This is a genomic window from Alkaliphilus serpentinus, from assembly GCF_009017255.1.
Taxonomy (GTDB): domain Bacteria; phylum Bacillota; class Clostridia; order Peptostreptococcales; family Natronincolaceae; genus Alkaliphilus_D; species Alkaliphilus_D serpentinus.
In genome coordinates, this window is the sequence record NZ_WBZB01000006.1 from 23929 (window position 1) to 50379 (window position 26451).

Below are 26451 nucleotides of genomic sequence, written 5' to 3' on the forward strand. Positions count from 1 at the left end.
TTCATCCTCCTACTTAAAAAAGTTTGTTATGATCTCTACAATTTCCTCACCGATTCTGGTTTGAGCCTCAGCGGTGGATGCTCCAATGTGAGGTGTTAGAGATACTTTGTCGTGGGTATATAAAGCTTCATTTTTAGTGGGCTCCACTTCGAAAACATCTACAGCTGCAGCTGCAACCTTGCCTGAATCAAGGGCTTCCACCAATGACTTTTCGCAAACCACTCCGCCACGGGCTGTGTTTACGATATATACTCCATCCTTCATCATTTGAAACTCTTCTCTTCCCAGAACAGGCTTACCATCTGAACCAGCTGGGATATGTAAAGAAATAAAATCTGCAGTTGCAATCAATTCATTAAAAGGCATGTAGGTATATTCATCTGCACCCTCTACTTTGCCAGATCTATTGGTGTAAAGGACCTTCATTCCTAAAGCCTTAGCCCTCTTAGCTGTTTCCTTCGCTATACGGCCAAAACCGATTAATCCAAGGGTTTTACCATTAAGCTCAATTCCTTCATACTTTTTCTTTTCCCATTTTCCTTGTCTCATGGTTACGTTGGCAATATGAATATGTCTTGCAAGGGCAAACATATGACCAATGGCTAACTCTGCCACTGAAGCACTACTGGCTAAAGGTGTATTTCTAACTTGTATACCATTTTCCATAGCATACTCAACATCGATATTATCTACTCCAACGCCGCCACGAATAATTAACTTCAGTTGTTTGGTTTCTAGGGCTGCATCTATAATTGGTTTTCTAACCTTTGTAGCTGATCTAACTACGATACAATCAAACTCCTTAATCTTATCCTTTAGTACATCTGCCTCGTAAAATTCTTCTACAAGCTGATGACCTGCGGCTCTAAGGGTTTCCATTGCACTTTGTTCCATACCGTCTGAAATAAGTATTCTTGCCATCATCTCTTCCCCCCTATTTTAGGTTTAAGATTTCCTCTATAATATTTAATAATTCTTTTATCTCATCCAAGGTTGTATCTGCCATATGGGCAATTCGGAAGGTTACATCCTTTAAGTCACCATAGCCATTGGAGATCATATAACCTTTTTCGCCAAGCTTATTATTTAGGTCTTTTACGCTAATTTCCTTTGTATTCTTTACCGTTGTTAAAGTATTGGAGGCATATTTTTCTTCTGCAAGCATTTCAAAATGCTTATTTGCCCATGAACGAACATATTTAGCCATCTCTAAATGTCTTGCAAATCGATTATCTAAGCCTTCTTCCATTATTCTATCCAACTGATAATCTAGGGCATACATATGGGATAAGCTTGGAGTTGATGGATATTGATAATCCTTTTTCTGAATGTAATCATAAAGATCTACTAAGTCAAAGTATAAGCCTCTGTTCTCAACCTGTCTTGCAGCATCTAGTGCCTTTTGAGAGAATGAACAGATTGCTAATCCTGGAGGTAAACCTAAACATTTTTGAGTTGAAGTAATACAAATATCTACCCCTAGCTCATCAACTGGTATTTTCGTTCCTGCCAAGGAGCTTACTGTATCAAGACAGAAGATTACCTCTGGATATTTTTTAACTACCTCCGCTATTTCTTCTACAGGATTCATAATTCCTGTAGAGGTTTCATTATGGGTTATAGTGATTAAATCATACTTTCCGGTGGCTAAAGCTTCCTCTACCATTTCTGGGGTTGTAGGCTTTCCAAGCTCTGAGGAGAATTTATCAGCTGGTACACCATTGGCCTTAGCCATTTTATACCAGCGATCACCAAAGGCTCCTACTGAGAAAACTGCAGCTCTTTTTCTTGTGCAGGATCTAATGGCACCTTCCATTAATCCGCTACCTGATGAAGTTGATAGTAAAATTTCATTTTTGGTGTACATTAATTTCCGCATCTTGTCGGATATACTTCGTTGTAATACAGATGCATCTTTAGTCCGATGTCCGATCATTTGGGTTGACATTTTTTCTAATACGTCCTCTGCAACGGTTACTGGACCAGGAATAAAAAGTTTCTTTTGCATCATAAAGCCTCCTTATTATTATTTTTTTAATGATTACACTTATTTTTTAACCAATTTCATTTTACCCTAAATAGTACAAAATTAAAATAACTTTTAATGAAAAGATCGGTAGTTTAGCATATGATTCTCATCTTCCTATAAAATTAAGCATAAACTTTTAGATTATTGGGTATAAAATATTATGGAGGTGATAAATAAGAAGCTTAAAATATTAGTATTGGTATCGATTCTTTTAATTATACCCATTACCATCTATGGGTGTACAACAGGTGACGGAAATGCCGAGGAGGATTTAAAGGAAAAGGATCAGATTATTACAGACCTAACACAAGAAAAGGAAGACCTGGAGGTTGAGGTTGCAGAGCTTAAAGGTCAATTAAAGGAAAATTACACCGGTAGATTACTGTATAATGCTTTATATACTGTTGAATTACTTAAGGACAAAAATATGGACATCCTTTCAGAAATGGTACATCCCAGTAAAGGGGTGAGATTTAGCCCTTATTTTTATATAGATAAGGAAGAGGATGTTGTGCTTTCACCAGAAGAGGTTAAAGGGGCCTTCCAAAATGAAGAAATCTATACCTGGGGGAATTATGATGGTAGTGGCGAACCAATTGAATTAACCATCGAAGAGTACTATCATAAGTTCATCTATGATGAGGACTTTATAAGTCCCCACTTAATAGGCAACAACACCAGTATAGGTGAAGGTAATATCATAGATAACCTCAATGAAGTGTATCCAGATGCCTCCTTTGTGGAATTTCACTTTGAGGGCATTGATCCACAATATGAAGGGATAGATTGGAGAAGCCTCAAGCTAGTCTTTGAGGAATATGGCGGAACCTGGTACTTAATCGGAATAATCCACGGTCAATGGACTGTATGAACAAAAGCATTTCATGCGTTAATTTTCTATGGTTAAAATGCTTTTGTTTTCCAGAGAACCCATGCGTTCTCTAGGACACTTCGTTTTCGGTCGTCTCACCGTCTCAACGCCGTTCGTAGCATAGTGTCACTTATTCGTGACACAACTCACCTCTCCTTATTTTTATAAGGGGGAGGGGCCCCTTAAAATCCCCCATTTAATAGGAAAAAAGAGAACTTTCCTATTAAAAAGTAAAGGGAACCTAGAGGTTCCCTTTACTTCTTTTTAGCTAATCTATATGGTTAAACCTTTTTTCTTAAGGGTGGCATCCTTCGCCGAACCAATAAGTAATCCCACCGACATCCCTATGGACATATAAAGGCCTGCATAAAAGCCTTCAGATACTAGATTATGCTTCTTGTTTAAATGTACAATAATAATCTTAAATCTCTTATGATAATCCTTATAGATATTTTCATCCATATTATGCTGCTTTAAGGTATTAAGAAAGCCCTCTAAATAGTCAATAAATTCCTTACATTCTTTACAATCTCCTGAAAAGGCTTTCAATCATAATCCTCATTATACCTACAACATATTTGACCTAGTCCCTTTTTTTTTGTAAAGATATTCACCCATATTCAGTTATTGCTACAATTATATAGAATGTCGCCAAAATTTTTCAATTAATTCAACTCCAATTCTTTATAAAAAATCCATAGAACCAATCCATAGCATAAGAATATACTATATTATACTATAGCATCATAGTATACCCAAATTATTACAAGGAGGAGATTAATTTATGTATTATTACAGTCATATGCATATGCACTGTCCCCCTGGCACAACCCCATATATTATACAGCCAGGAGATAATTTTTATAGTCTAGCAATCAGATTCAATACAACAGTTGATGCTATCTTTGCTGCCAATCCAAATATTAATCCATGTATGCTTATGGTAGGTCAAAGGATTTGTATGCCTGCTCCACCACCACCAGTTACATGCCCAGTTGGTACAGTTCCATACACCATTAAAGCAGGGGATACCTTCTATTCTATTGCTCGAGCAAACAATGTTTCTTTAGATGCTCTTTTGGTAGCTAACCCCCAAGTAAATCCTGATAGATTGTTTATTGGACAGGTAATTTGTATCCCTAGACCAGTTACACCACCTCCAGTACTGCCAACTCCAGTACCATGCCCAACCTTACGAAGAACCAACAGAGGACCAGATGTTGAAAGGTTGCAGCGTTTACTGGTAAATGCAGGCTTCGATCCTGGCCCAATTGATGGCATCTTTGGCCCAAGAACGGAAGCTGCAGTTATAGCCTTTCAAGAGAGTAAAGGCTTAACAGCTGACGGTATAGTAGGAGTTGATACTTGGACAGCAATGGGAGTAACCTGCGCCCCAACACCACCACCCACTACCTGCCCCAATGGAACAAACCCCTATACAATTCAGGCAGGTGATACCTTCTACAATTTAGCCATAAGGTTTAATACAACTGTCGACGCCATCAGAAGGGCTAACCCTAATGTGAATCCAGATAATCTTCAGATAGGCCAGGTGATTTGTATACCAGGTCCCCCAACACCACCACCAACAACCTGCCCTATTGGAACAAACCCCTATACAATTAAAGCAGGGGATACCTTCTATAATTTATCTATAAGATTTAATACAACTGTAGATGCCATCAGGAGGGCAAACCCCAATGTGAATCCAGATAATTTACAAATAGGTCAGGTAATTTGTATGCCAGGTTCTCCAACTCCTCCAGCATGCCCCAATGGAACAGAGGCTTATACAATTCAAGCTGGAGATACCTTCTTTAGCCTAGCTAGAAGATTTAATACAACTGTAGATGCCATCAGAAGGGCTAACCCCAATGTGAATCCAGACAATCTTCAGATTGGTCAAAGAATTTGTATACCTATGTCCTAAAGTAATGGTATAAGAAAGGGTCTATTAAATTAGACCCTTTCTTATATGTTTTATTACCCATAGATTTTTATCAATTTATTATGATAAATATATGGTAGTCTCCGCCTTTCTGGGGTATTAAATTAAAATAGGTATTTTAACATACTTTATTTTAGAAAGGATGATATTGATGCTTAGAGCGGAGTTAGAGGCTATTAAACAAGCAATAATCAATGAGGTTGAGGGTTATGAATTTTATAAATTAGCAGCCAACCAAGCAGATAATGCCAATAGTAAGGAGGCATTTTTAACCCTTGCCAATGAAGAGCTAATGCATGCAGAATATTTAAAGGAGCTCTTTGAAAAAATTAAGAACGCCAACGGAGATGATTTTACTTTAGCATTTTTAGTAAATCCCCCCTCCCCGAATATTTATAAATGGGAAAAGGTGAAGGATGGTTACACCAGCTTAGCAATGTCGGTTTTTGGTATTGGTATACAGCTAGAGAAGGATTCTATAAAATTCTATGAGGAAGCAAAAAACAATTCTAGCTACTCCGAGGCAAAAAAGCTTTATGACTTACTTATAAAATGGGAAAAGGTACATTTAGAACAATTTTTAGCTGAATATAATAAATATAAAGAAGACTGGTGGACACAACAGAGCTTTGCACCCTTTTAAAGAGCAGGTAAAATAAACCTGCTCTTAGACTGTTGAAAAACTATCATATTCTTTGTTGCTGCAAAAACCCAGCACCCTTGCGTATTTTTGTATACGCTGCAACCGCTGGTTTTTTTTGCCTCTCGACTCTAACAGTTTTTGAACAGTCTGGATTTTGTCGACCTTCTCAACAACCTCTGAGCAATAAACCAGCTATTTTTCTATGTTGATATTTGATAATTTTTTATCGATTTCCCCAAGCTTTTAATTGATAATTTTGGTATAATATAGTTAACACATATAAAAAAATTCAAGGGAGGTTTTATTTTGATTAATACTGAGACAACCAAGGCTGAGCCTATATCAAAGGGAGAGCGTATAAGGGAATTGGATATTGTTCGGGGCTTTGCACTTTTGGGAGTATTGCTGGTAAACCTTGCAGCCTTCAATAGCACACTTTTTTCCGAACTAGCATCAATAGGTCCCTTATCTAATCCCCTAAATCTAGAATTACTATCTGATAGGTTAGCCACCCTCTTTATCCAAATTCTTGGAGAGGGGAAGTTTTATACGATTTTTTCCTTCTTGTTTGGTTTAGGCTTTTATATTTTTATGGAAAGGGCTGAGGCTAAGGGAGTTTCACCTAATAAGCTTTTTGTCAAAAGATCTTTTTTTCTTTTATTATTTGGTATAATTCACTTCTCTCTTGTTTGGTATGGAGATATTCTACATGTTTATGGAGTAGTAGGATTTTTATTGTTACCATTTAAAAACTGTAGCTATAAAACCATTAGAAATTGGCTAATTGCCTTATTAATCATTTCGACACTATTTATGGTACTTTCATCTGTGTCAAACGCCTTGCTTGAGAATTTAAGCTCAGATTTATATGATGCTCAAATGGCTTCCTATAGGCATATGGCTGATAAATCCATTGATGTTTACCAGAATGGTAGCTTCTTAGAAATCATTAGATATCGGTTGGGTGAAGAAGCTTTCTATATTGTCTTTTATCTAATATTTATGATCCCTAAGATTTTAGGAATGTTTTTAATAGGCTTGTATGTTGGTAAAAGAAAGATTTTTAAAGATATCGAAGGAAATCAAATCTTTATAAAGAAGGTATGGAGGGTTGGTGGATTAATTGGTATTCTTTCGACAATAGTGTATGTCCTAATAGAATTTAGTGTGATTTCGCTAAACCCAATTCTTTCTGCAGGAGCATTCCATTTCTTCAAGGAAATTGCAACTATATTCTTATCAATGTTCTATGTAACCAGCCTCATGTTACTATATAGAAAAGCTAGCTTTAAAAAGCTATTATCACCCCTGGGCTATATTGGACAAATGGCATTAACCAATTATTTGGTACAGTGCACCATTGCTTCACTGATATACTATGGACATGGCTTAGGATTAGTAAATAAGGTAGGATTAGCTACTGGGATTCTATTTACTCTAGTTATATACTCAGTGCAAATCGTTACAAGCAAGCTTTGGCTCAACAGGTTTAAGTATGGTCCCTTTGAGTGGATTTGGCGGCAATTAACCTACGGAGGCTTATCAAAATAAAAGGGTTTAACAATAAATATAGGGGTCTAGGCTGTTACATTCACAGCTTAGACCCCTTTTAAATCCAGTATATGCTCCTACCTGATGGAAATCTTGGATACTGATCAGTTACTTAGTATTCAATGAGTTCCAGTTGAAAAGTTTTGATCCCAATACTAATAACCCACAGCTAACACCCAAAAGAATCATCATTTCTAAAGGAAAATCTAAAATGCTTTTTCCTTCAACCCATACTCCCCGAATTACGTATAAACCATGGATTATGGGATTAAAAATTTCAGTCATTTTCGTTATGGTTTCAGTAAACATTTCTGGTGGAAAGGTCATTCCCCCTAAAAACATCTGAAAATAGAATATAATTAAGGCAACTGTTTGATAGACAGCACTTTTATTAAAAACTGTACTTAAGAAAAAAGCCAGAGCAAATTGAAAGATATTGATTGTAATCATTATGATCAGTACATTATGAAGATTATTAATAGGTAAAGCAATATCGTTAGTTAATACGGCAGTTAAGATTAAAGCAGCAATTCCTAAAAATTGAAAAATCAAAACTGAGAAAAACAACGCAAATGCCACATGTACTGGCTTGAAGCCTAGAAGTTTATATTTTATAAAGAAGTTGTGTTCCTTATGATTCACCAGTAATGTACCAAATATTAATACAGCTGTATTGGTGATTACTATGGGTATATAGGATGGCAATAAATAATCTATAGCATTAGATATTCCATCATAATGCAACAATCCATCTAATATACTCCCAAATATGATAAACATGAGCACTGGAAATGCTACAACAAAAAACATATTCACATAATCCCTAAGCTGCAGCTTAAATTGATAAAAGCACAAAGCTCCTAACTTATTCATTTACAATCCTCCCTTCTGAATCCAACCTGTAGCCTGCTATCTTTAAAAATACATCCTCTAGGGTTGGAGATTTTACAATTAAATTTCGAATTCCTGCATCATCAATTAATCCCTTTAAAACCCTCTCATCATCTTTTGTTTTTATTTGATATCGATTACCTGGTAACTCTACTGCATTGTATTTGGCCAGTTTAAAGGATGCCCTTTCATCCTTAATTTGAAATTCAATTACCTTTTCACCATCAGAATACCTTTCAATAGAATCACCAACTGTACCCATGTAGGCCATTTCACCTTTATTTAATATTAATATTCTATCTGCCAAGTATTCAATTTCATCCAAAAAGTGGCTAGTTAAAATAATTGTAGTAGCCTTTTTCTTATTAACTAGCTTAAGGACCTCCCAAACCCTTCTTCTAGCAACAGGGTCTAGGCCCGATGTTAACTCATCTAAAAATACAACCTCTGGCTGATGGATAAGGGTTAAAAGAATTGCCAATCTTTGTTTTTTTCCTCCAGAAAGATTACTGATATTATTTTTGGCTTCATCTTTTAATTCAAATTCCTCTAATAGCTCTAAGATGTTGGCATCACTATTGGTTAATTTCTTATAAAGCTTACATATATCTATAACCTTCGATCTTGGTTCAAAATAGCTATTTTGCATTTGCACTCCGATATGATCGTATAGACTTTTCTTATCAAAAATAAAATCAATATTTCCTTTATCTGGTTGGTAGATATCTACCATGCAGTTAATCAAAGTAGTTTTCCCAGCTCCATTGTGTCCTACTATTCCTATGATTTCTCCCATATTGACATCAAAGCTAATATCCTTTAGGGCAGTTTTATCACCAAATTTTTTTGATACATCCTTAATACTGATTATTTCCTTCAATTTTCAACACCTCCATGTAGTTATCTCATCTGAAATAATCATATCATTTATTGTAGGAACCGTTAATATTTTTCAATCCCCAATACCCATCTTTCAATCCCTAAATAAGGGATTATAATACCGAAAAAAAATCTGCTTATGCAGATTAGATTTATTCAACCCTTTAATAAATGAATTCGTTCCTTGGTAATTAATGCATTGTCGATGGGTTCAGCCTCCTTAAAGTAAATAATATATGAGGAATCGCCATAGGGAGCTATTTTATCGATGTTTTTAAGGTTTACTATGTAGGATTTATGAGTTCTAAGGAAGGATTGATTAAGCCTTTCTTCTATCTCTGATAACCCTAAGGAGGTATAATACTTTCTATCAATTGTATGAACAATCAGCTGTTTTTTATCTTTCTCAATATAATTGATTTCGTCCATATTAATCAGAAAGTATTCTTGTTTCTCCTTAATAATCAGCAAATTATTCTCTTTAAGGGACTTTTCCATTTTATCATCAGTTGACTCTTCTATAATTTTTTGGATATTTTCTTTTACTCTAGAAAAATCAATTGGTTTAAGAATATAATCATAAGCACGAATTTCATAGGAATCAAAGGCATAGTGACGAAATGCAGTGATAAAGACAATTTTTATATCCTCATTAATGTATATCATCAGCCTGGCTGCTTCTAGCCCATCCATCTTAGGCATATCAATATCCAAAAATGCTACATCCACTTCACGATTTTTAATAATCTCCACAGCCTCTTCTCCATTTGTAGCTATATATATCTCCTTAACCCCATTACTTTCCTCAACCAGTTTTTTTAGAACCTTTACTGTATAGATATCATCATCGCAGATCAGTACATTAATCATTATTCATCATCAACCTCCACTGTGAAGGTAATTCTACCTTCCGATTCAGTAATCTTAATTGTACCCTTATATTTTTCTATCAACTCCATCACTATATTTAACCCATAGCCTCTACCAGTAGATTCCTTTGTTGAAAATCCCTGTTGAAAGAAGACATCGGTGTTTATACCAGATGATTTATATGGATTTCCGATTCTAAAAATATAACCCTTCATATTCTCACGATTCTCTACAGAAAAAAATATTTTAGGAGGTAAATCTTCATTCATCAGAATATATTCAATTGAGTTTTCCAATAAATTGCCTATTATGCTAGATATATCCCATGGTTTAATCTTATTTAACTTAACCCTACAGTACTTCTCAACAACAAACTCTATGCCGTTTTTATTGGCCAATTCTTTTTTGGTATTTATTAAAGCAGTTAGTGTAGGGTTTCCCAATCGCAGAAAGTGTCCTGTAAAGCGATAACCAGCAGAAATTCCCTGAAGGTACTCTAAGGCTACAGCATTCTCTTCCAGCATCAGCATAGATGTAACGGTTTGAATATGATTAATATGGTCATGTCCCTGTTGCCTTAGCAAATCTATCAAGGCCTCTGTTGTTTTAAGCTCCGTCTTAATTATAGCTAACTCCTTTTCCTTTTCAATGGTTTTATTTTGGCTATAAATAATATAAAAGTTAAAGAGGGTAAATATAAAAATAAGACCAATTAATAAATGTAACCATTTTCTAATTATCTGGTAATGATCAGAACCCATTAAGCCAATTGCTATTACCATGATCATTATGATTTGTGCCGAACAAGATATTATTAGTAGATTTCTTCTATTCATCACAATGCACCTCAAATTTCTTTGCTTTATCTTATTATGTTATAAAACCTATTGTTTTTCAATTATAAATCACAGTAAAGATTCTTATATAAGTTCCTGATTATTGTAGTAACAAATACATTATACTATTATTTACCTATCATGAGTACACACAATTGACAATATTCCCATTGCTAAAATTTAGCTATGCAAAATATTTTCTTTTTTTAGAAGGATTATTATAAAATTAGAAGAATATATTTTTATGTGTAAAATTACTTTTTAAGGAGGTAGTAAATAAATGGATGCTAAGCTTCTATTGAAGTCATTAGGCAATGATGGATATCAGGATATTAGATTTGAAGCCTTAACCACCACCACTGTTAAGGTGAAAAATGATGAAGTTAAGGAAGTTAGTGTTACAAATAAAAAGGGAGGCCACGCAAGAGCCCTTTGTGGAGGAGGCTTTGGTTCCTTTTCCTTTAATAAGCTGGAGGATGCTCCTCAAGCCATCGCTGAGAGTATTGCCTTTAGTAGGCTTATTCCCGGCAATAAAACTCTGGCTCCGGTTCCTGTAGTGGTTGACAAGGTATTGCTTAAACCTTCAATTGATCCAAGGACTATTTCAATAGAAGAGAAAAAGAACCTATTATTGAAATACTGCACATTGGCTAAGGGAGTAGAGGAAATAGCCGTTGCTGAAGGCGAATATTACGAGCAATATTCTCAAAAGGTTTTTGTAAATAATGAAGGCACCCATATTGAGCAGGAGCAATTAATTTGTGGAATGACCTTTTCCATCACCTCTAAAAGGGATGGCTTAACTCAACAAACCCGACTGGCCTTCGGTGGTAGCGATAGCTTTGAGGACATGTACAACAAAGAGGAAGAGGTTCTGAAAAAAGCCCAGATTACTGTTGATCTTCTTTCAGCTAAGCCCATTAAAGGTGGTAAGTATGATGTGATTCTGGACCACGAGGTTGGAGGCTTATTTATCCATGAAGCCTTTGGTCACCTAAGTGAAGCTGATAATTTACTAAGGAGTAACGCCTTAAAGGAAACTATGGAGTTAGGAAAGGAATTTGCTACTCCCATATTAAATGTTATTGATGATCCAGGTATGACAGGTTATCCTGGAAGCTATATCTATGATGATGAAGGTGTAAGGGGAAAGAAAACCTATTTGATTAAGGATGGAATTTTAACTGGCAGACTACATTCTAGAGAAACTGCTAGCCATGTTGGCGAAGAAGTCACTGGTCATGCAAGGGCAAAAAATTACGAGTTCAATCCCCTTGTTAGAATGGGAAATATCTATATAGATAAAGGGCCCCATAGCTTTGAAGAAATGATTGCGGCAACCAAGGATGGCCTCTACCTATTTGGTTCAGCCGGCGGACAGACCACTGGTGAAATGTTTACCTTTGCTGTACAGGGTGGATATGTAATAAAAGATGGTGAAATTAAAGAAATGGTTAGAGACATTGTTTTAACAGGTAATCTATTTAGCACCCTTAAGAATATCGATATGATTTGTGACAATATTGATATGAGAAAAAGGGGTGGTTGTGGAAAGGATGGCCAAATATTAATAAGCTCTGGTAATGGCTCACCCTTTATGAGAATTAAATCCATGGCTATAGGGGGTAAGTAATATGGAAAACCTATTTAAAAAAGTGTTAGAAAAGTGTGATGGGGCTGAGCTCTATAAAAAGGATGAGTATAAAACCCAATTAACAATCCTCAATGGCAGCATTCAATCGGTGAAAGGCCACAAAACCCTTGGTATTTCACTAAGAATCAACAAGGATGGCAGAAGCGGCAGTGCAGTAGCCACCTCCCTAGAGGATGAATCTATTATTGATCGAGCTATACTGTCAAGTAAGTATCAGAAGGAGGAAACACTAACCTTTAAAAATTTACCTGTTGAAGAGGTTAAGTGCTATGATAAGAAGGTTGCAGACCTTACCATTGATGAAATCAAAAATGAAGGTCTAAGAATACTAGATCTATTTAAGTCTGTTAATGCTGAGGTTATTCCAGATGTTTATATCTATAGAACTATTGAATATCTTCATATAGTCAATTCAGCTGGCTTTGATAATCAGTATAAGAAAACTGGATATTACATTCTGCTGATGACAAAATCTAAGCAGGGCTTTATTGCCGTAACCCATCGTGTGAAGGCAGCTAAGTTTATTGAATTGTCTTTAGATGATGTAAAGCTAATTATTGAAAAACACCTAGCCACCGAAAATAGAGTTCAGGTTGCCACTGGTAGCTATCCTGTAATATTCAGTGGCTCGGCAATGGGTGCATTGATGACTAGATTATTGTCAGGGGTTAATGCTGGTAATGTATTAAAGAATATATCTCCCCTGGAAAATAAGCTTGGCGAGAAGATTGCTTCAGATATCATCACCATTCGTGACAATGGTAGGCTTGAATATGGTTTTGGAAGCTGTCCCTTTGATGACGAAGGTACCCCAACCAAAGATACCTATTTAATTGAAAAGGGTATTCTAAAAAGCTATCTTGTAGCTGCCTCAGCAGAAGAAAAATTGAAGATGAAGGCAACGGGTAATAGCTTTAAAAGAACCATTTTCTCCAATGATATAGAGGATCAACCATCAATTGACAGCAGCAACTTTGTAATTGAGGGTGCTAATCCCCTTCCAGATGCTGAGCTTATTAAAGGAATAAAAAAAGGCATTTACGTAGATGCTGTTATGGGGACCCACACCGGCAACATACCAGCTGGGGAGTATTCACTAAATGTTTCAGCGGGTTATTTAATTGAGGATGGTAAATTTGTTGGTAAGGTTATGGATGTAATGGTTGCTGGGAACATATATGAGGATATGCTTAAAATTAAAGAAGTGGCCACAAAACCAGAGGTAATGAATGTTGTCTTCTTTACTATGGGCTATTCCCCTGCAGTTCTGTTTGACGGCATTAGTGTTGTAGGTAGCTAAATCCTTTTTTATAGATTTGATTTATACCCACTAAATGTCATATAATAAATAAGAAGTAAATTTTTTATATATAGGTTTTTTTATAAGGAGGAATAGAAATGAATACCAAGGAAATTATGGACATAGCTTTGAAGCTAGCAGGACTAGAAGAAATACCAGCAGACTCTGGAATTATTGTAGAAGGAGATAACATTAAAAAGGTTGCCATGGGTGTTGATATGGAATTGGCAGAGATGCTGTTGGCAAGGGATTTAGGTGTAGATTTAGTTATCACCCATCACCCCACAGGTGGAAGCCCAAGAATTAACCTACATAAGGTTATGGAAAACCAAATTAATACAATGGTTAGAGCTGGAGTACCCATAAACAGAGCTCAAAAGGCATTGACTGAGAAAAAGGGCGAAGTTGAAAGAGGTCTACATGTTTCTAACTATGACAGAGCAGTTTCTGCTGCCAAGCTATTAAAGATGCCTTTTATGGGAATTCATACCCCAGCAGATATCCTAGCAGAAAAAAAGGTGCAAAAGCTGTTAGATGAAAAGCTTAAGGACAATCCAAAGGCCAAGCTTCAGGATGTGATTGACGCCTTAGAAACCCTTCCAGAGTATCAAAGAACGTTAGCAAAGCCAGTTATTAGAGTAGGTAGCAAGGATGATTTTGCAGGAAAAGTATTTGTTACCATGGCTGGTGGTACAGGCGGTGGTTCAAATGTAATGAAGGCATACTTTGAAGCTGGTGTTGGAACCATCATTGCTATGCATATGCCAGAGGATGTAATTAAAGCTGTTAGAGAGCAAAATATCGGAAACATCATAGTTGCAGGCCATATGGCCAGTGACTCCGTTGGTATCAACGAATTCCTACAGGAGTTAGAAAGCAAAGGTATTGAAGTTGTTAGAATGAGCGGGATAATCGATCCGAAGTAAATTAGAACATGAACATAAGAAAACCATGAGGCCATTAAACTAAGCTTCATGGTTTTTTTATTTAATAGGAAAGTTCTCTTTTTTCCTATTAAATGGGGGATTTTAAGGGGCCCCTCCCCCTTATAATAATAAGGAGAGTACAACGAAGTGTCCTAGAGAACGCATGGGTTCTCTGGAAAACAAAAGCATTTTAACCATAGAAAATTAACGCATGAAATGCTTTTGTTATTCCTCCTTTGAAAGAGATAGAATTAAATTTTCTAAGCTACATAAAAGCCTATAAAAATTTAAATGGTTTTTTGTGTTTTTTATATTTCGATAAGCGCCATTAATCTCCATTTGGATACAATGTATAGCTTGGCTTTGCCAGATTGTTTGGGTTACTGTCCCCTTACTATCGGCATCAAATAAATGATCAAATTTAACTTTATGAATATCAAATTCATAAAAACTATTTATAACCAACTTTTTTAGACTCCAGCTGGCTGATTTTCCATTTAAGGTGCCAATATCAATATCAATAGGATGTTTTTTGTCCATTCCATGCAAATCTATAAGATATAGAAGATTTTTATCTTTAATAATTTCCGCTAGATATCCTTTATATGGACATACAATGTCCCTATTGGCATCACCATCCCCCGTATAGCTTCTATAAATTAAGTGGCATCCTGTTAATTCCTGCAGTATAATTCCTATGGTACCCGTAAATATATCTGCCTTTTTATATCTCCCATCTCTGATTTGCTTTACTGCATGGGGAGCAGAAAGAATAATGGGTGTTTTACCTGAAATATATTGATAGATTCCTTTGTAAGGATTTCCATGGTAATGATTATTGGAAAACTGTTTTTCATAGATAAGGGCTTTTTCTATTATCTCCTCTAGGCTGTAAATCAAGGATAACCTCCCTTCGATATTTTATTTTAATTAGTTTATCCCATATGTCTTTGGGTTATAGGGATTAAATACAATGGAATTAGTAATTGGTAATTCGTTATTATAAATGTAGAATTAAAGATGAATGCAAAAAGAATTATAAGAATTAAGAGCGAAAAAACATCAAAATTCATATTTATAGTTTATTATAGAAAAAGAGCCTAAAGGATGTGCCTTTAAGCTCTTAGTAGGTTAATATGAATCTTATTTCTTCATTCCAGTGTAAATATGAATAGCATCCCTTAAGAAGGCTGCTGTCCCAGGCTGGTTTTTATCATAGTAGGCTGTAAATCTTTCATCATCTACATACATCTGGGCCAATCCTCCATGGGCTTCTTTATTGTAGTAGCCCCAGGCCATAGTAAGCCATTCCTTATGAAGCTCCGCGACCTCCTGTGCCAGCTTACCTGCTGGATTCCCTGTCTTAAAGGCTTCAGCTAGGGTGCTTAGTATGTCTTCACCCAATTTTTGCATTTTATCATATTCTTCTTTAGTCATATTTTTAAAATGCTTATTTGACTGATCCATGGCTTCATCGCCGAATTTCTTCCTTACTTCCTTTCCATACTTCCTTTCATTATCCTCAATCATTTTCTCCTTAAATCCTTGGAATCTCTCTTTATCACTCATTTTATAGCCTCCTATTGCTGATTCAATGGTCTTTTCCACATTAGCAATCAGCACATCTATTTGATATTTTTTTTCTAGGAGCTTTTCATGATGTTGTCTCAGTGCCTCTATGGCATTAAACTCAGGATCTGTTATGATGGCCTTAATGGCCTCCAGACTTACCCCTAATTCTCTAAAGAATAATATCTGCTGTAGCTGTTGAACCTCTGTCTCACCGTAAATTCTGTATCCCGATGAATTAATCCTTGCCGGCTTAAGGATTTCAATTTCATCATAGTATCTTAAGGTTCTGCTGCTGACCCCCGCCATCTTACCTAACTTTTGCACTGTATACTCCATCTGATCACCTCCCTTATTTTTAATATACACCTTTACGTAACGTTAAGGTCAACACTAAAAGGCAAAAATATCTAATGGTTTGAGATTAAAAGCGAAATTCTACCTTAACACATTTTCCAATTACCTCAACTTTGTTTAAATCTGTAATCACAGGATTTTCTCCCTTAACACCGGTGGATAACACCACCCTATTGTTTTGTTCTCTTCTTAATTGTCTTAGGATTCTTTTTTTATTTACTTCAATGAGATAAACACTTCCATTATGTATTTCCTTCGTTAAGGAAATGGTTATAATATCATTCCTTTTAATACGTAGAGCCTCCATTTCATCATTATCAACTTGAAGAAACATCAGCTTCTCCCAATGAAAACCCTCAATTTTCTTATCTATAACAGGCAAGTCCTTAAATCCAACAACCTTATTGTTAGCAATATCATAGATTGGAAATTTTTTTATAATATTGGCTAAGGCATCGGCCCATTGATGGGTTGGCTCTATAGGAGTATATGCCTCCTTCTTCTCTTCTTTAATTTCCTTTGCTTTAACAGGTGTCTCCTTGGCTTCAATTTGATCGTAAACTGACTCAAGCTTTTTTCCTAGCTTATTAAGAATATTTTCAGCTGCCTTTTCGTTAATAACTTTTTTCCCAGATTCTATTTGAATAATATAGGCCTCAGATAATCCGCACTTCTTGGCCAGTTGTTTTTCAGTTAATTTAGCCTTTAATCTGGCTTCTTTAATAATTGCTGCTAAACGATTCATTTGATCACCTCGTTGGATATTTAATTGATACTAACTCTATTATAGCAAGACTAGATACTGGTTAAAACCATTAATCTTTCTAGATAAATTAGAATGCTATGGTTATTTTAAACCATAGCATGAAATCAGTTAACAATATAAGGGTTAATATTTAAGATTTAAACAAACTACCGCATTTTCAATTCTTCAGAAATGCCCTCCACCTTTTTATTTCTATCAGCCCCCTTCCATAATTCATCTCCACTCCTCCAATAATCCCATTGTGCCAATCATGTAAAGAAGGATGAACTCTGTCATCTCATTTAAAAGCTAATTAACCTTTGTTGGGGTAAGTCTTTATAGATAACTGTTTCTTCAATTATCTCCTCCTCCATACCCAATAGCTGACTAACGGTAACCAATTGAAAACCCCTGCCTATTAAATCATCTAATATACTACCAATTGCTTCAGCAGTTGAGGGATAGATATCATGAAGAAGTATAATGGCTCCATCGTAAGCATGTTTGATAATATAGCTGCTAATATAATCAGAATCTCGATACATCCAATCCTTAACATCTATGTTCCAAAGGATAATAGGCATATCAATTGCTTCTCTAACCCGATTGTTTAAAGCTCCATAGGGTGGTCTCATAGATATAGCATTTTTACCAGTGGCTCTAAAAATGATCTCTTGGGTTGCTACTAGCTGCTGTTGAATATCCTTTACCTTCAATTTAGTTAAATATGGGTGATCCCACGTGTGATTACCAATTTCATGGCCCTCTTTAATGATCTGATAGGCTATACTAGGATACCTTTCTACTCTATCTCCAACAACATAAAAAGTTGCCTTTGCTCCCCTTTTATGAAACTCTTCTAAAATTTTCGGAGTTATTTTAGGATGAGGGCCATCATCAAAGCTTATGGCAATTTTTTTTATGACCTCTAACTCATTAGCTTCTATGCCAATCTCCAGATTTTCTTTATTATCAGTATCAAAAGATACTTCTACTGCTTCATTCTTTGAATCTTCATTTATCTTCTTTTTAACTTTCAATAATTCCTTATGAATATCTTCAACATTTGCTTCATTGTCTATAAAGTAATCTGTATCTATTATTTCTGCTTTTTCTCCCCCCCCCATATCCCTTTATATCAGTTTCATGATACTTTATGGGTGTACTTATTAAGGTATGGGCTTCAATTGTAGGTATGATGATTCCCAGTAGTAGGCATATCAACATTGGCAATTGATATTTCTTAAGCATATTAAACTCCTTCCCAAGCTTTATGGTAGATAAAATTTTAGTGTTTCTATTTAATAAATATATGCTTTAGGTTGTGTATCATTAACATAGCTTGGAAATATTTTTTAAAGAACAAAAGCATTTCATGCGTTAATTTTCTATGGTTAAAATGCTTTTGTTTTCCAGAGAACCCATGCGTTCTCTAGGACACTTCCTTGTACTCTCCTTATTTTTATAAGGGGGTTACCCCCTTAAAATCCCCCATTTAATAGGAAAAAAGAGAACTTTCCTATTAAATAAAAAAACAGACAACGGAGGCCATAGACCCTTTATTGTCTGGTTGATTTTATATGAGTTTAAGCAATATTATTGTGGATTAATTCATAATTGACCTGTTCAATATCCTTGGAAACATCTCTAAATTTCATAAAGTTTTCATTAAAGCGATTTGCCAGTTCCTTTGCTTTCCTACTATACTCACTTATATCCATCCATGTATTAGATGGATTTAATATTTCCGTGGGTACATTGGGACATTCTGTTGGCATTTGCAGTTTAAAAATTGGATCGGTTATATAGCTGACATGATCTAGTTGACCCTCTATTGCTGCTCTAACCATAGCCCTCGTATATTTTATCTTCATCCGGCTGCCTGTTCCATAGGCTCCTCCTGTCCAGCCAGTATTTACGAGAAATACATTTACGTTATATCGATCTATTTTTTCTCCCAAAAGCTTTGCATATACTTGAGGTTTAAGGATCATAAAGGGTTCACCAAAACAGGTTGAAAAGGTTGCAATAGGCTGAACTATCCCTCTCTCAGTTCCCGCCAACTTACTGGTGTATCCCGACAAGAAATGATACATTGCCTGCTCCTTTGATAGCTTTGAAATCGGAGGTAAAACCCCAGTTGCATCCGCCGTTAAAAAGACGATGGTTTTAGGTATGCCTCCAACCCCTTCAAGAACAGCATCATCAATATGATTTATAGGAAAAGCTGCTCTGGTGTTTTCTGTATATCGATCATCATTGTAATCTAATATACCTGTTTTCTCATCTATCACAACATTTTCAAGAATTGCTCCTTCTCTAATGGCATCCCATATTTGGGGTTCATAGACCTGCGATAGATTAATACACTTTGCATAGCATCCACCTTCGAAGTTAAATACACCTTTCTCTGTCCAGCCATGCTCATCATCACCTATTAATTTTCTATTTTCATCTGCAGATAATGTGGTTTTTCCTGTTCCTGATAATCCAAAGAACAAGGCTACGTCACCCTCCTTACCAATGTTGGCTGAGCAATGCATTGGCAGTACATCCTTAAAGGGTAATAGATAGTTCATCACAGTAAACATTGATTTTTTAATTTCTCCAGAGTATTTTGTTCCTCCAATTAGAACGGTTTTTCTCTCAAAGCTAATGATAATAAATACCTCTGAATTGGTACCATCAATCTCTGGTATCGCCTTAAGGTCTGGTAGTGCTATTACAGTAAATTCTGGGCTTATATCCTGTAGCTCTTCTGCTGTTGCCTTTACAAACATCTGCTGGGCAAAAAGATTCTGATAGGCAAATTCATTAATCACCCTAATGGGCATTCGATATTTTTCATCAGTACCAATAAAACCATCAAAAACAAATATCTCTTTTTGTTGTATGTATTCCATAGCCTTATTATAAAGTTTCTCAAAGGTACTTGTTTCCATAGGGATATTGCCCTTTTCCCAATTTACATGATCATGTACCAGTGCTTCATCAACTATATATCTGTCCTTAGGTGATCTTCCTGTATAGGCTCCGGTATTTATACATAAACTTCCATTTTCTGCTATAGAACCACCTTCTCTATCTACAGCAAACTCAATCAATTGTTTAGGAGAAAGATTATAGTGTAGCTTCTTTGGTTTAAAATCATCATGACTAATGGTCTTAATAGAACTATTCAAAAGATTACCTCCCAGAATTTGTTTTTTGTATGTATTATTACATCAATTAGTATAGCACATTAATAATTTATTTCAATATATAATATTCAACTTATATGTTACATTTTATTAATGTTATACTAAATAGTCTAAATATTTTTACTATTTCTATTATTCAATTCCCCCACTCAAAAAGGGCTATAATCTCCTTAGAAATTAGCCCTCTATTTGAATCTATTTGAAATTGTAAGAACTAAAGAAGTAAAGATACCCTATAGACTTTGGCAGCCACTACAGAAGTATATGCTCCCTCCCATGTATGCTCCTTTGGTAATTATACTACCACATTGGCAACAGGGTTTATTAACAGTATTCTTACTGAGCTTTGTTTTATACCCTCCATTAAAGCCATATAAGTTCTTTTCTGTATCCCTTCCGCCCCCTTCAGTTATTTCAGACAGTGTAGTTTTGATAGAGTTGTATAAATCCTCTCTATCTAACCTACTAAAGTCCTTAAGCTTCTTCTTAGGATGAATTTTTGCATTAAAGAGAATGTCCTGTAGAACACCATTGCCAAGGCCTGGAATTCTTTGTTCCGTTGCAATTAAAGCCTTCGCACTAAGGCCTTCAGCTTTAGTACCAGAGATTATCCTATCAAAGTAGTCCTTATCAAAATTATCTGATAGTGGTGAGGGCTTTTCCTTTGCTTGCTGATAGTAGATATTATCAAATTCCCCTTCTTCAAAGCACCAAAGGCCACCATACATTTGAACAGATCCACTTATTGCAGTGGAATCATCAAACTCTATTAACAGCTGATGCTTCTTAGGTCTTTCATTTTCTCCGTGGTAACGCAAGTTGATTCCTTCGCTGAATAAAACAACTCCATCCTCTACATTAATTTCTACAAAGCTTCCATAGGCAGAGGCTTTACCAATTATTCTTCCATGGAGAAGTTGATGATATCTTTCGGGATCTCCATGATACCAAGCAAATTTGTGGGGACTATGATTGGCAATAACCCTACTGATCTTCTTTCCATAGATAGCTTCGTTAAACTGCTCTGCTAATACAACAGCTTCCGGCAATTCAATCATGTACATACCTCCTTTAAATATTGCATGAAAAAATTCCATTTACATCCTTTATTGTAGCACGTATTTACTCAGTAAAAAAGAGGATAGAGACTTCTACCCTCTGAGCTTTATGACAAAGTCAGCTAGATTTTATATCCTTATCTGTTGAATATCGAATAATGCCAAGGGTAAATATAAATTAAGCATTGATTAGATTTTTCAGTGCTTCATCTATAACAAGGGAGATTCTATGATATTTAAAGGATTATATGGTAAAATTAACAGAAGGCCAACCTTGTTGGAGAAATAAATGATAGAAAGAAGTGTTTACAATGTTTGAAGAAAGAATCCGCCCATTATTTCTGCGCCTTTTGGCAACCCAAAGTGATACCAATACTCAGAGAGAGACCTATATTGAAGAGCAGATTTTAAGCTGGATTAAAGAACAGCCCTATTTCCAAGAAAATAGCCACCTTTGTGGCACTTATCCCCTTGAGGATGACTCCCATAATAGAAGTGTTGTATGGTCTTTGGTTAAGGGAAAAGGAAGCAAAACCGTCATACTAATTCATCACCATGATGCTATAGATATCGAAGAGTATGGAAAACTAAAGGCTGTAGCTTTGAGGCCCGATGAACTGCAGGTGGCCCTTAAAGAACGAAGGCTCTCCCCTCAAGTAAAAAAAGATCTTGAATCTGGAGAATGGACCTTTGGTAGAGGGTCTGCTGATATGAAGGCGGGGGCAGCTATACAGTTGGTATTAAGCGCTGTTTTTTCAGAAGATAGGGACCTAGATGGAAATATTCTTATACTCAGTGTCCCAGACGAAGAGACCCTATCAAAGGGGATGTTAAAGGGTGTTTCTTTACTAACTTCCTTAAGGGAGGAACATCAATTAGAATACCTATTGGCCATCAACAGTGAGCCTTACTTTAACCAAACTAAAGGAAAGGCCATATTTTATGAGGGATCTGTTGGGAAGATTATGCCTGTTCTTTATGTAAAGGGTGTTAAGAGTCATATAGGAGAACCCTTTAATGGCTTTAATCCGTCGTTGGTGCTGGCAGACCTACAGAAAAAAACCGAGCTAAACGTTGAGCTTTGCGATGTCCATCATGGAGTAGCCACTCCACCACCAGTTTGGGTTAATCTTAAAGATAGAAAAAAAGCCTATGATGCTTCCATACCAGAGGCTGCAACTGGCTACTTCAATTGGCTTACCTTTACCAGATCTCCAAAGGAGATCATGGATAAATTAGTTTCTCTATCTAAGAGAACCGTTAGGGATACTTTAATTCACTTCCAGGATGCATACGAAAACTACTGTAATTTAACGGGTGTTGAAGCAGAAGAAATCTCTATCGAGCCTAAGGTTTATACCTTCGAGATGATATTTAATATGGCTATGAATAAAAATCAAGATCTTTTTATGGAGGGCTATGGGTGTTTTTTAGAAGAAATTACAGAAGCCTTGGGGAAGAATATCGTTACTCTACCTGAAGGTACTACCCGTTTAATAGAGTATGTAACTGAATGGATTGATTTAGAGGGTCCCGCCATCATTGTTGCCCTGTCTGGCCCATACTACCCCCATATTAACAACCAATTCATTAGTACAAAGCTTCCCTTTGCAATTGAGGAGGTCATCAACAGCATCTCAGAGGAAAAATATAACTTAACCTTTGAATCCCACGGATTCTTTATGGGGATCTCAGATTTATCTTATACATCGTGGATAGGTAAAAATGAGGATATGGATATCATAAAGGCCAATAGTCCTGGCTGGGATTTTATTTATCACATTCCCTTCAAGGAGCTTTCTACCCTACAAATGCCAGTGGTCAATATAGGGCCATGGGGTAAAGATCTCCACAAGATTACTGAGCGGGTTTTTACAAAGGACGTCTATGAACGAATTCCAACCATTATTAAGGCTTTAATAGAAAAATGTTTTGAAAAAGCTCTGTATATATAACTCAGAGTATTTATAAATATAATTATAAAATCCCTTTGAGGCCCAAAGGGATTTTCCATCTTTATTATGTTATTTTAACGGGTAAGGCTTTCTAAAGAAGTAAGATTTTTATAAGCTTCCTTAGCATCCTTACCACACATTTCCTTTGAAGGTTTTAGATTAACACAAACTGCCGGTCTTTCCTTCTTATTAAACAATTTACACTTATTATCGGAGGTTAATTGAATGCATCTAACTCCTGCAGGCTTCCCTTTAAGCATCCCTGGTATAACAGAAGATATTGATGGTGCAATACAACAGGCCCCACATCCTAACCTACATTCCATAAATTCTCCTCCACCCTCTAAATGATCTTCTCATATTATATAATACACTATTATATATCAAATAAATAGAATAGTTACCTTGTAGCTTTTATAGATGAAAATAATTGAAAAATCCTTTATTCAATCCTTCTTGCAAGGGAAAAGGTATAGGGGGTAAAATATCGATTCCAGAACTTACTGCCATCTAGGTTAAAGGATTCAAAATCTACTCCACAAAGGGAATAGCCATTGTCTAGCTGCCACTTTTGTATGGTATCTAATAAAAGGGATGCAATCCCCGAGCCCCTTTCACTATCTAAAACATAAGCTCCAGTAATATTCATTACTGTAGGATGTAAAGTAATAAATGATTCACCATCTGGTTGAATCTGCATATGTCCTACTACCTTACCCTCTTTATAAGCTGCCCAAAGATGATGATTCTCCTCCTTAAGCCATTCAGTTAGATTTTCTAACGGATCCTCCTCCTCTCGATGCATAAACATTGGTGATTTCCTTAAATAAAGGTTTAGTGCTTTTTCTACTTCTACGATTTCATAGAGGCTATCCATACCGATTTTTTTGATTATTATTCCTTCTGACTCCTGTGAATTGATTGTGGAGGTTTTTCGTATAGAGTCTACGCACCTATTACCAAAGCCCAGCCAAAACCAAGTATCAATGGTTTCTTTATCATGGGTATGGAGGGTTATAGCGTGGCTGGTTAACTGTTTTTCTACCCATTTTTCCGCTGCATATTTATATAGCTCTTGATAGATTTTGCTTCTATCCTCTTTTATTGCACCATGGCCAAAAAGGGGGCAATAAACACCCTTACACCATCCCCATAGTCTTTGTAGCTCATAGGCTGCAATGAAACCAATCAACCTTCCATTATGTAGGGCTACTGCCCCTGTTCCCTTGGAAAACAATCTAGATATTGGTGGATATAAAATATCCTTTAATTCTTTACCCTCTGGTAAATAGGGTATTGCCCTTCTTTCCTCTTCATAAGCATCCAGCACTAGTGCTAAAGCAGAATCTATGTATTCCTCCCTTAAGGAATCAAATTCAATTTTTATTCTCAAATCTCCCACCCCTTATTTTTAAATTTCTTTATCAATCATCATAGTTCTATTATATATTAATGACCACCGTATAAATAATTAAAAATAGGTAATAAACTTTATGATCTTGATGCTGTTCCTCCCCTTAAAAACATAGTAAAGGAGCCATTACGAAAACTAGCTCCTCCTACCCATAAACATTTGATATTAATTATTTTACTGATCAATCATTTATAGATGATTTTATTCAATAATAATAAAAGCTCCGCCTTCAACATCCATCCAGTTATATAGAAATTCTGCATGGCTGGTATAATTCCTAACACACATGCTGGACCTTGGGAAGGTACCAATGGTATGAAGATATTCTATGACTCCTGGATCAACCTTTTCTCCATCCTTCTCTTCATATTTTACCGGTACACCATGGATATAGGCTCCACCAGTGAAGCGAATAGCAAAGGGGGCATATCCTGCTATCTCCTGAGTTCCACTCTTCAGATATTCAAATCGATCTCTTTTAACAATGGCCTTATAGCTTCCAAGGGTGGTTACAAAGGAAAAATCTCCTTTAATTCCAGTTGTTGATAGGGTATAAGATATGAGGTTGAGGCCATTATCTACAACCTCAAAGGCAGCTTGATTCTGCTGGCTTCTATCCACAACAATTACATCTTTAAGTTTATCTAATTTTTTCTCAGGATCGATATATCTCTTGGGTACATAGTAGTTACCATCAAATGTAGGAGAATATATATGATAATAGTCACCAGTTTCATTAAGGATTCTAACCAGCATACCATCCGGGATATATCTAAAGTCGCTATTCTCATCGGCTTCTTGGTAAGCAGGAGCACTGTGATAAACCCTATATCCATGCTCATCTACTGCTGCATCCCCCTTTGAAGGAGGTGCGCCATTCTCATTCTTATAATTGCTAATAAAATGAAGCTCTCCCTCAGCTAATTGCTGTTTCAGTTCGTTGATAGCATTCTGCATTTTATCGAAACGGAAGCTTCTAGGAGTACCATCAGTTGAGGATATATACCCCTCCTTTATGCCATTACCATTTTTAAAGGCTACCCGGTACCAAATCTTTGATCCATTAATCTCCTCCCCTTCAACCCTCTGAAGAAGAGATACCTTTTCCAGTTCCTCCCCTTGGGCTACAAGGGTGGAATTAGGCTTAGGCTTTTCTAAGATCTTTGCACCATTTTCTGCTGTTATAAGGAAGTAATCAAAGGATATTTCATATTGGGTATACTGCACGACTTCGGTAATTTCATTTGGAAGATCTGATTTATATTCTTCTAAAACTGTGTTGATTTTTTTAGGTTTAACCCTTTCTAATACCTGCATTTTTTCCTTCTCGCTAATCAGTAATACCCTGTGTTCCTCTGGCTCTTTAATAATATCACTAATCCTTAAGTCATCTTCAAGATTATAGCCATTGATATTCTCTTCAACGGCCTCTTTTTTAGATTTAGCTAATCGATCTTTGGGTAAATCTTCATTGGGCTGTTCTCCTTGTGGATTAGGCCTTTCTCTAGGGCTACACGCCATTGCTGTAATCAGTATTAAAGCCATTATAATCAGAGAAATTTTCTTATACATAAGCATCCCCTTCTATATTTTATTTACTTATATTTATATTTCTCAAATTACTCACTTTTATGTATTCTTCAGATTGTGCCTTTTTTGCGCTAAACATAGAAAAGACCCTCTATTTTAAGGGTCTTCAGATCATCAAAAAAGTATAGATTAAATTAAACTCCTATATTATTAAATAATGAGAAA

25 protein-coding genes are annotated in these 26451 nt (G+C 35.9%); 8 read left to right on the top strand and 17 right to left on the bottom strand.

All coding sequences use genetic code 11. From position 1 onward, the window contains the following. Positions 1–9: 9 nt before the first annotated feature. Entirely contained in the window at positions 10–924 is a 915-nt protein-coding gene (locus F8153_RS01765) for a D-2-hydroxyacid dehydrogenase (protein ID WP_330577589.1), read from the bottom strand. Positions 925–934: 10 nt separating this feature from the next. After that, a complete protein-coding gene (locus tag F8153_RS01770) occupies positions 935–2008 on the bottom strand; it encodes a pyridoxal-phosphate-dependent aminotransferase family protein (protein ID WP_151864630.1) in 1074 nt (357 codons plus the stop codon). A 181-nt stretch (positions 2009–2189) separates the two neighbouring features. On the opposite strand from F8153_RS01770, the gene F8153_RS01775 reads away from it, so the two are divergent. Next, positions 2190–2900 carry a tropomyosin gene (locus tag F8153_RS01775; protein WP_151864631.1) on the top strand — a complete coding sequence of 237 codons (711 nt, stop codon included), beginning with the start codon at positions 2190–2192 and terminating at the stop codon, positions 2898–2900. Positions 2901–3173: 273 nt separating this feature from the next. Here the strand turns inward: F8153_RS01775 and F8153_RS01780 are convergent, their stop codons facing one another. Beyond that, positions 3174–3449, bottom strand: a complete 276-nt coding sequence (locus F8153_RS01780) for a hypothetical protein (RefSeq protein WP_151864632.1) — start codon at positions 3447–3449, stop codon at positions 3174–3176. A gap of 235 nt (positions 3450–3684) precedes the next feature. Between F8153_RS01780 and F8153_RS01785 the strand changes: the two genes are divergently transcribed. The 3 genes from F8153_RS01785 to F8153_RS01795 all read left to right on the top strand — a co-directional run bounded on the left by F8153_RS01785 (position 3685) and on the right by F8153_RS01795 (position 7042). After that, on the top strand, positions 3685–4830 hold the full coding sequence (locus F8153_RS01785) for a LysM peptidoglycan-binding domain-containing protein (RefSeq protein ID WP_151864633.1): 1146 nt from the start codon (positions 3685–3687) through the stop codon (positions 4828–4830). A gap of 169 nt (positions 4831–4999) precedes the next feature. After that, positions 5000–5491, top strand: coding sequence for a ferritin-like domain-containing protein (locus tag F8153_RS01790; protein ID WP_151864634.1), 492 nt, complete (start codon positions 5000–5002; stop codon positions 5489–5491). 306 nt (positions 5492–5797) lie between these two features. Beyond that, the gene (locus F8153_RS01795; protein WP_151864635.1) at positions 5798–7042 is read left to right on the top strand and encodes a DUF418 domain-containing protein; all 1245 of its coding nucleotides are present in this window, start codon (positions 5798–5800) and stop codon (positions 7040–7042) included. Positions 7043–7150: 108 nt separating this feature from the next. On the opposite strand, the gene F8153_RS01800 is transcribed toward F8153_RS01795, so the two are convergent. From F8153_RS01800 to F8153_RS01815, 4 genes are all read right to left on the bottom strand, one after another. Continuing rightward, positions 7151–7915, bottom strand: coding sequence for an ABC transporter permease (locus F8153_RS01800; RefSeq protein ID WP_151864636.1), 765 nt, complete (start codon positions 7913–7915; stop codon positions 7151–7153). Further along, positions 7908–8813 carry an ABC transporter ATP-binding protein gene (locus F8153_RS01805; RefSeq protein WP_151864637.1) on the bottom strand — a complete coding sequence of 302 codons (906 nt, stop codon included), beginning with the start codon at positions 8811–8813 and terminating at the stop codon, positions 7908–7910. Before F8153_RS01805 ends, F8153_RS01800 begins: the two co-directional genes overlap by 8 nt. A gap of 155 nt (positions 8814–8968) precedes the next feature. Further along, positions 8969–9682, bottom strand: coding sequence for a LytR/AlgR family response regulator transcription factor (locus F8153_RS01810; protein WP_151864638.1), 714 nt, complete (start codon positions 9680–9682; stop codon positions 8969–8971). Further along, entirely contained in the window at positions 9682–10518 is an 837-nt protein-coding gene (locus F8153_RS01815; RefSeq protein ID WP_151864639.1) for a sensor histidine kinase, read from the bottom strand. Before F8153_RS01815 ends, F8153_RS01810 begins: the two co-directional genes overlap by 1 nt. Positions 10519–10798: 280 nt before the next feature. Between F8153_RS01815 and F8153_RS01820 the strand changes: the two genes are divergently transcribed. The 3 genes from F8153_RS01820 (at position 10799) to F8153_RS01830 (ending at position 14398) form a co-directional block, all read left to right on the top strand. After that, on the top strand, positions 10799–12151 hold the full coding sequence (locus F8153_RS01820; protein WP_151864640.1) for a TldD/PmbA family protein: 1353 nt from the start codon (positions 10799–10801) through the stop codon (positions 12149–12151). A 1-nt stretch (position 12152) separates the two neighbouring features. Further along, the gene (locus F8153_RS01825; RefSeq protein ID WP_151864641.1) at positions 12153–13472 is read left to right on the top strand and encodes a TldD/PmbA family protein; all 1320 of its coding nucleotides are present in this window, start codon (positions 12153–12155) and stop codon (positions 13470–13472) included. Positions 13473–13570: 98 nt separating this feature from the next. Continuing rightward, on the top strand, positions 13571–14398 hold the full coding sequence (locus F8153_RS01830; protein ID WP_151864642.1) for a Nif3-like dinuclear metal center hexameric protein: 828 nt from the start codon (positions 13571–13573) through the stop codon (positions 14396–14398). Positions 14399–14623: 225 nt separating this feature from the next. Here the strand turns inward: F8153_RS01830 and F8153_RS01835 are convergent, their stop codons facing one another. The 7 genes from F8153_RS01835 to F8153_RS01860 form a co-directional block, all read right to left on the bottom strand. Further along, the gene (locus tag F8153_RS01835; RefSeq protein ID WP_151864643.1) at positions 14624–15298 is read right to left on the bottom strand and encodes an N-formylglutamate amidohydrolase; all 675 of its coding nucleotides are present in this window, start codon (positions 15296–15298) and stop codon (positions 14624–14626) included. Between the two features lie 243 nt (positions 15299–15541). Further along, a complete protein-coding gene (locus F8153_RS01840) occupies positions 15542–16306 on the bottom strand; it encodes a MerR family transcriptional regulator (RefSeq protein ID WP_151864644.1) in 765 nt (254 codons plus the stop codon). Between the two features lie 85 nt (positions 16307–16391). Next, positions 16392–17069 carry an XRE family transcriptional regulator gene (locus tag F8153_RS01845; protein ID WP_151864645.1) on the bottom strand — a complete coding sequence of 226 codons (678 nt, stop codon included), beginning with the start codon at positions 17067–17069 and terminating at the stop codon, positions 16392–16394. Positions 17070–17371: 302 nt separating this feature from the next. Continuing rightward, entirely contained in the window at positions 17372–18196 is an 825-nt protein-coding gene (locus F8153_RS01850) for a polysaccharide deacetylase family protein (RefSeq protein ID WP_151864646.1), read from the bottom strand. Further along, complete coding sequence (locus F8153_RS15945) at positions 18141–18320, bottom strand: hypothetical protein (protein ID WP_192929612.1); 180 nt, start codon at positions 18318–18320, stop codon at positions 18141–18143. The genes F8153_RS01850 and F8153_RS15945 overlap by 56 nt, the downstream gene beginning before the upstream one ends. A 335-nt stretch (positions 18321–18655) precedes the next feature. Then, a complete protein-coding gene (pckA, locus tag F8153_RS01855; RefSeq protein ID WP_207707682.1) occupies positions 18656–20251 on the bottom strand; it encodes a phosphoenolpyruvate carboxykinase (ATP) in 1596 nt (531 codons plus the stop codon). A 251-nt stretch (positions 20252–20502) separates the two neighbouring features. Beyond that, a complete protein-coding gene (locus F8153_RS01860) occupies positions 20503–21327 on the bottom strand; it encodes a DNA-formamidopyrimidine glycosylase family protein (RefSeq protein ID WP_151864647.1) in 825 nt (274 codons plus the stop codon). Positions 21328–21638: 311 nt separating this feature from the next. On the opposite strand from F8153_RS01860, the gene F8153_RS01865 reads away from it, so the two are divergent. Then, on the top strand, positions 21639–23282 hold the full coding sequence (locus tag F8153_RS01865) for a M20/M25/M40 family metallo-hydrolase (RefSeq protein ID WP_151864648.1): 1644 nt from the start codon (positions 21639–21641) through the stop codon (positions 23280–23282). Between the two features lie 74 nt (positions 23283–23356). On the opposite strand, the gene F8153_RS01870 is transcribed toward F8153_RS01865, so the two are convergent. From F8153_RS01870 to F8153_RS01880, 3 genes are all read right to left on the bottom strand, one after another. After that, positions 23357–23608, bottom strand: coding sequence for a YkgJ family cysteine cluster protein (locus tag F8153_RS01870; RefSeq protein WP_151864649.1), 252 nt, complete (start codon positions 23606–23608; stop codon positions 23357–23359). A 116-nt stretch (positions 23609–23724) separates the two neighbouring features. Then, positions 23725–24675 (bottom strand): GNAT family N-acetyltransferase, encoded by a 951-nt coding sequence (locus F8153_RS01875; RefSeq protein WP_151864650.1) that lies wholly within the window; start codon positions 24673–24675, stop codon positions 23725–23727. A 222-nt stretch (positions 24676–24897) separates the two neighbouring features. Then, complete coding sequence (locus tag F8153_RS01880; protein WP_151864651.1) at positions 24898–26268, bottom strand: L,D-transpeptidase; 1371 nt, start codon at positions 26266–26268, stop codon at positions 24898–24900. Positions 26269–26451: the final 183 nt, after the last annotated feature.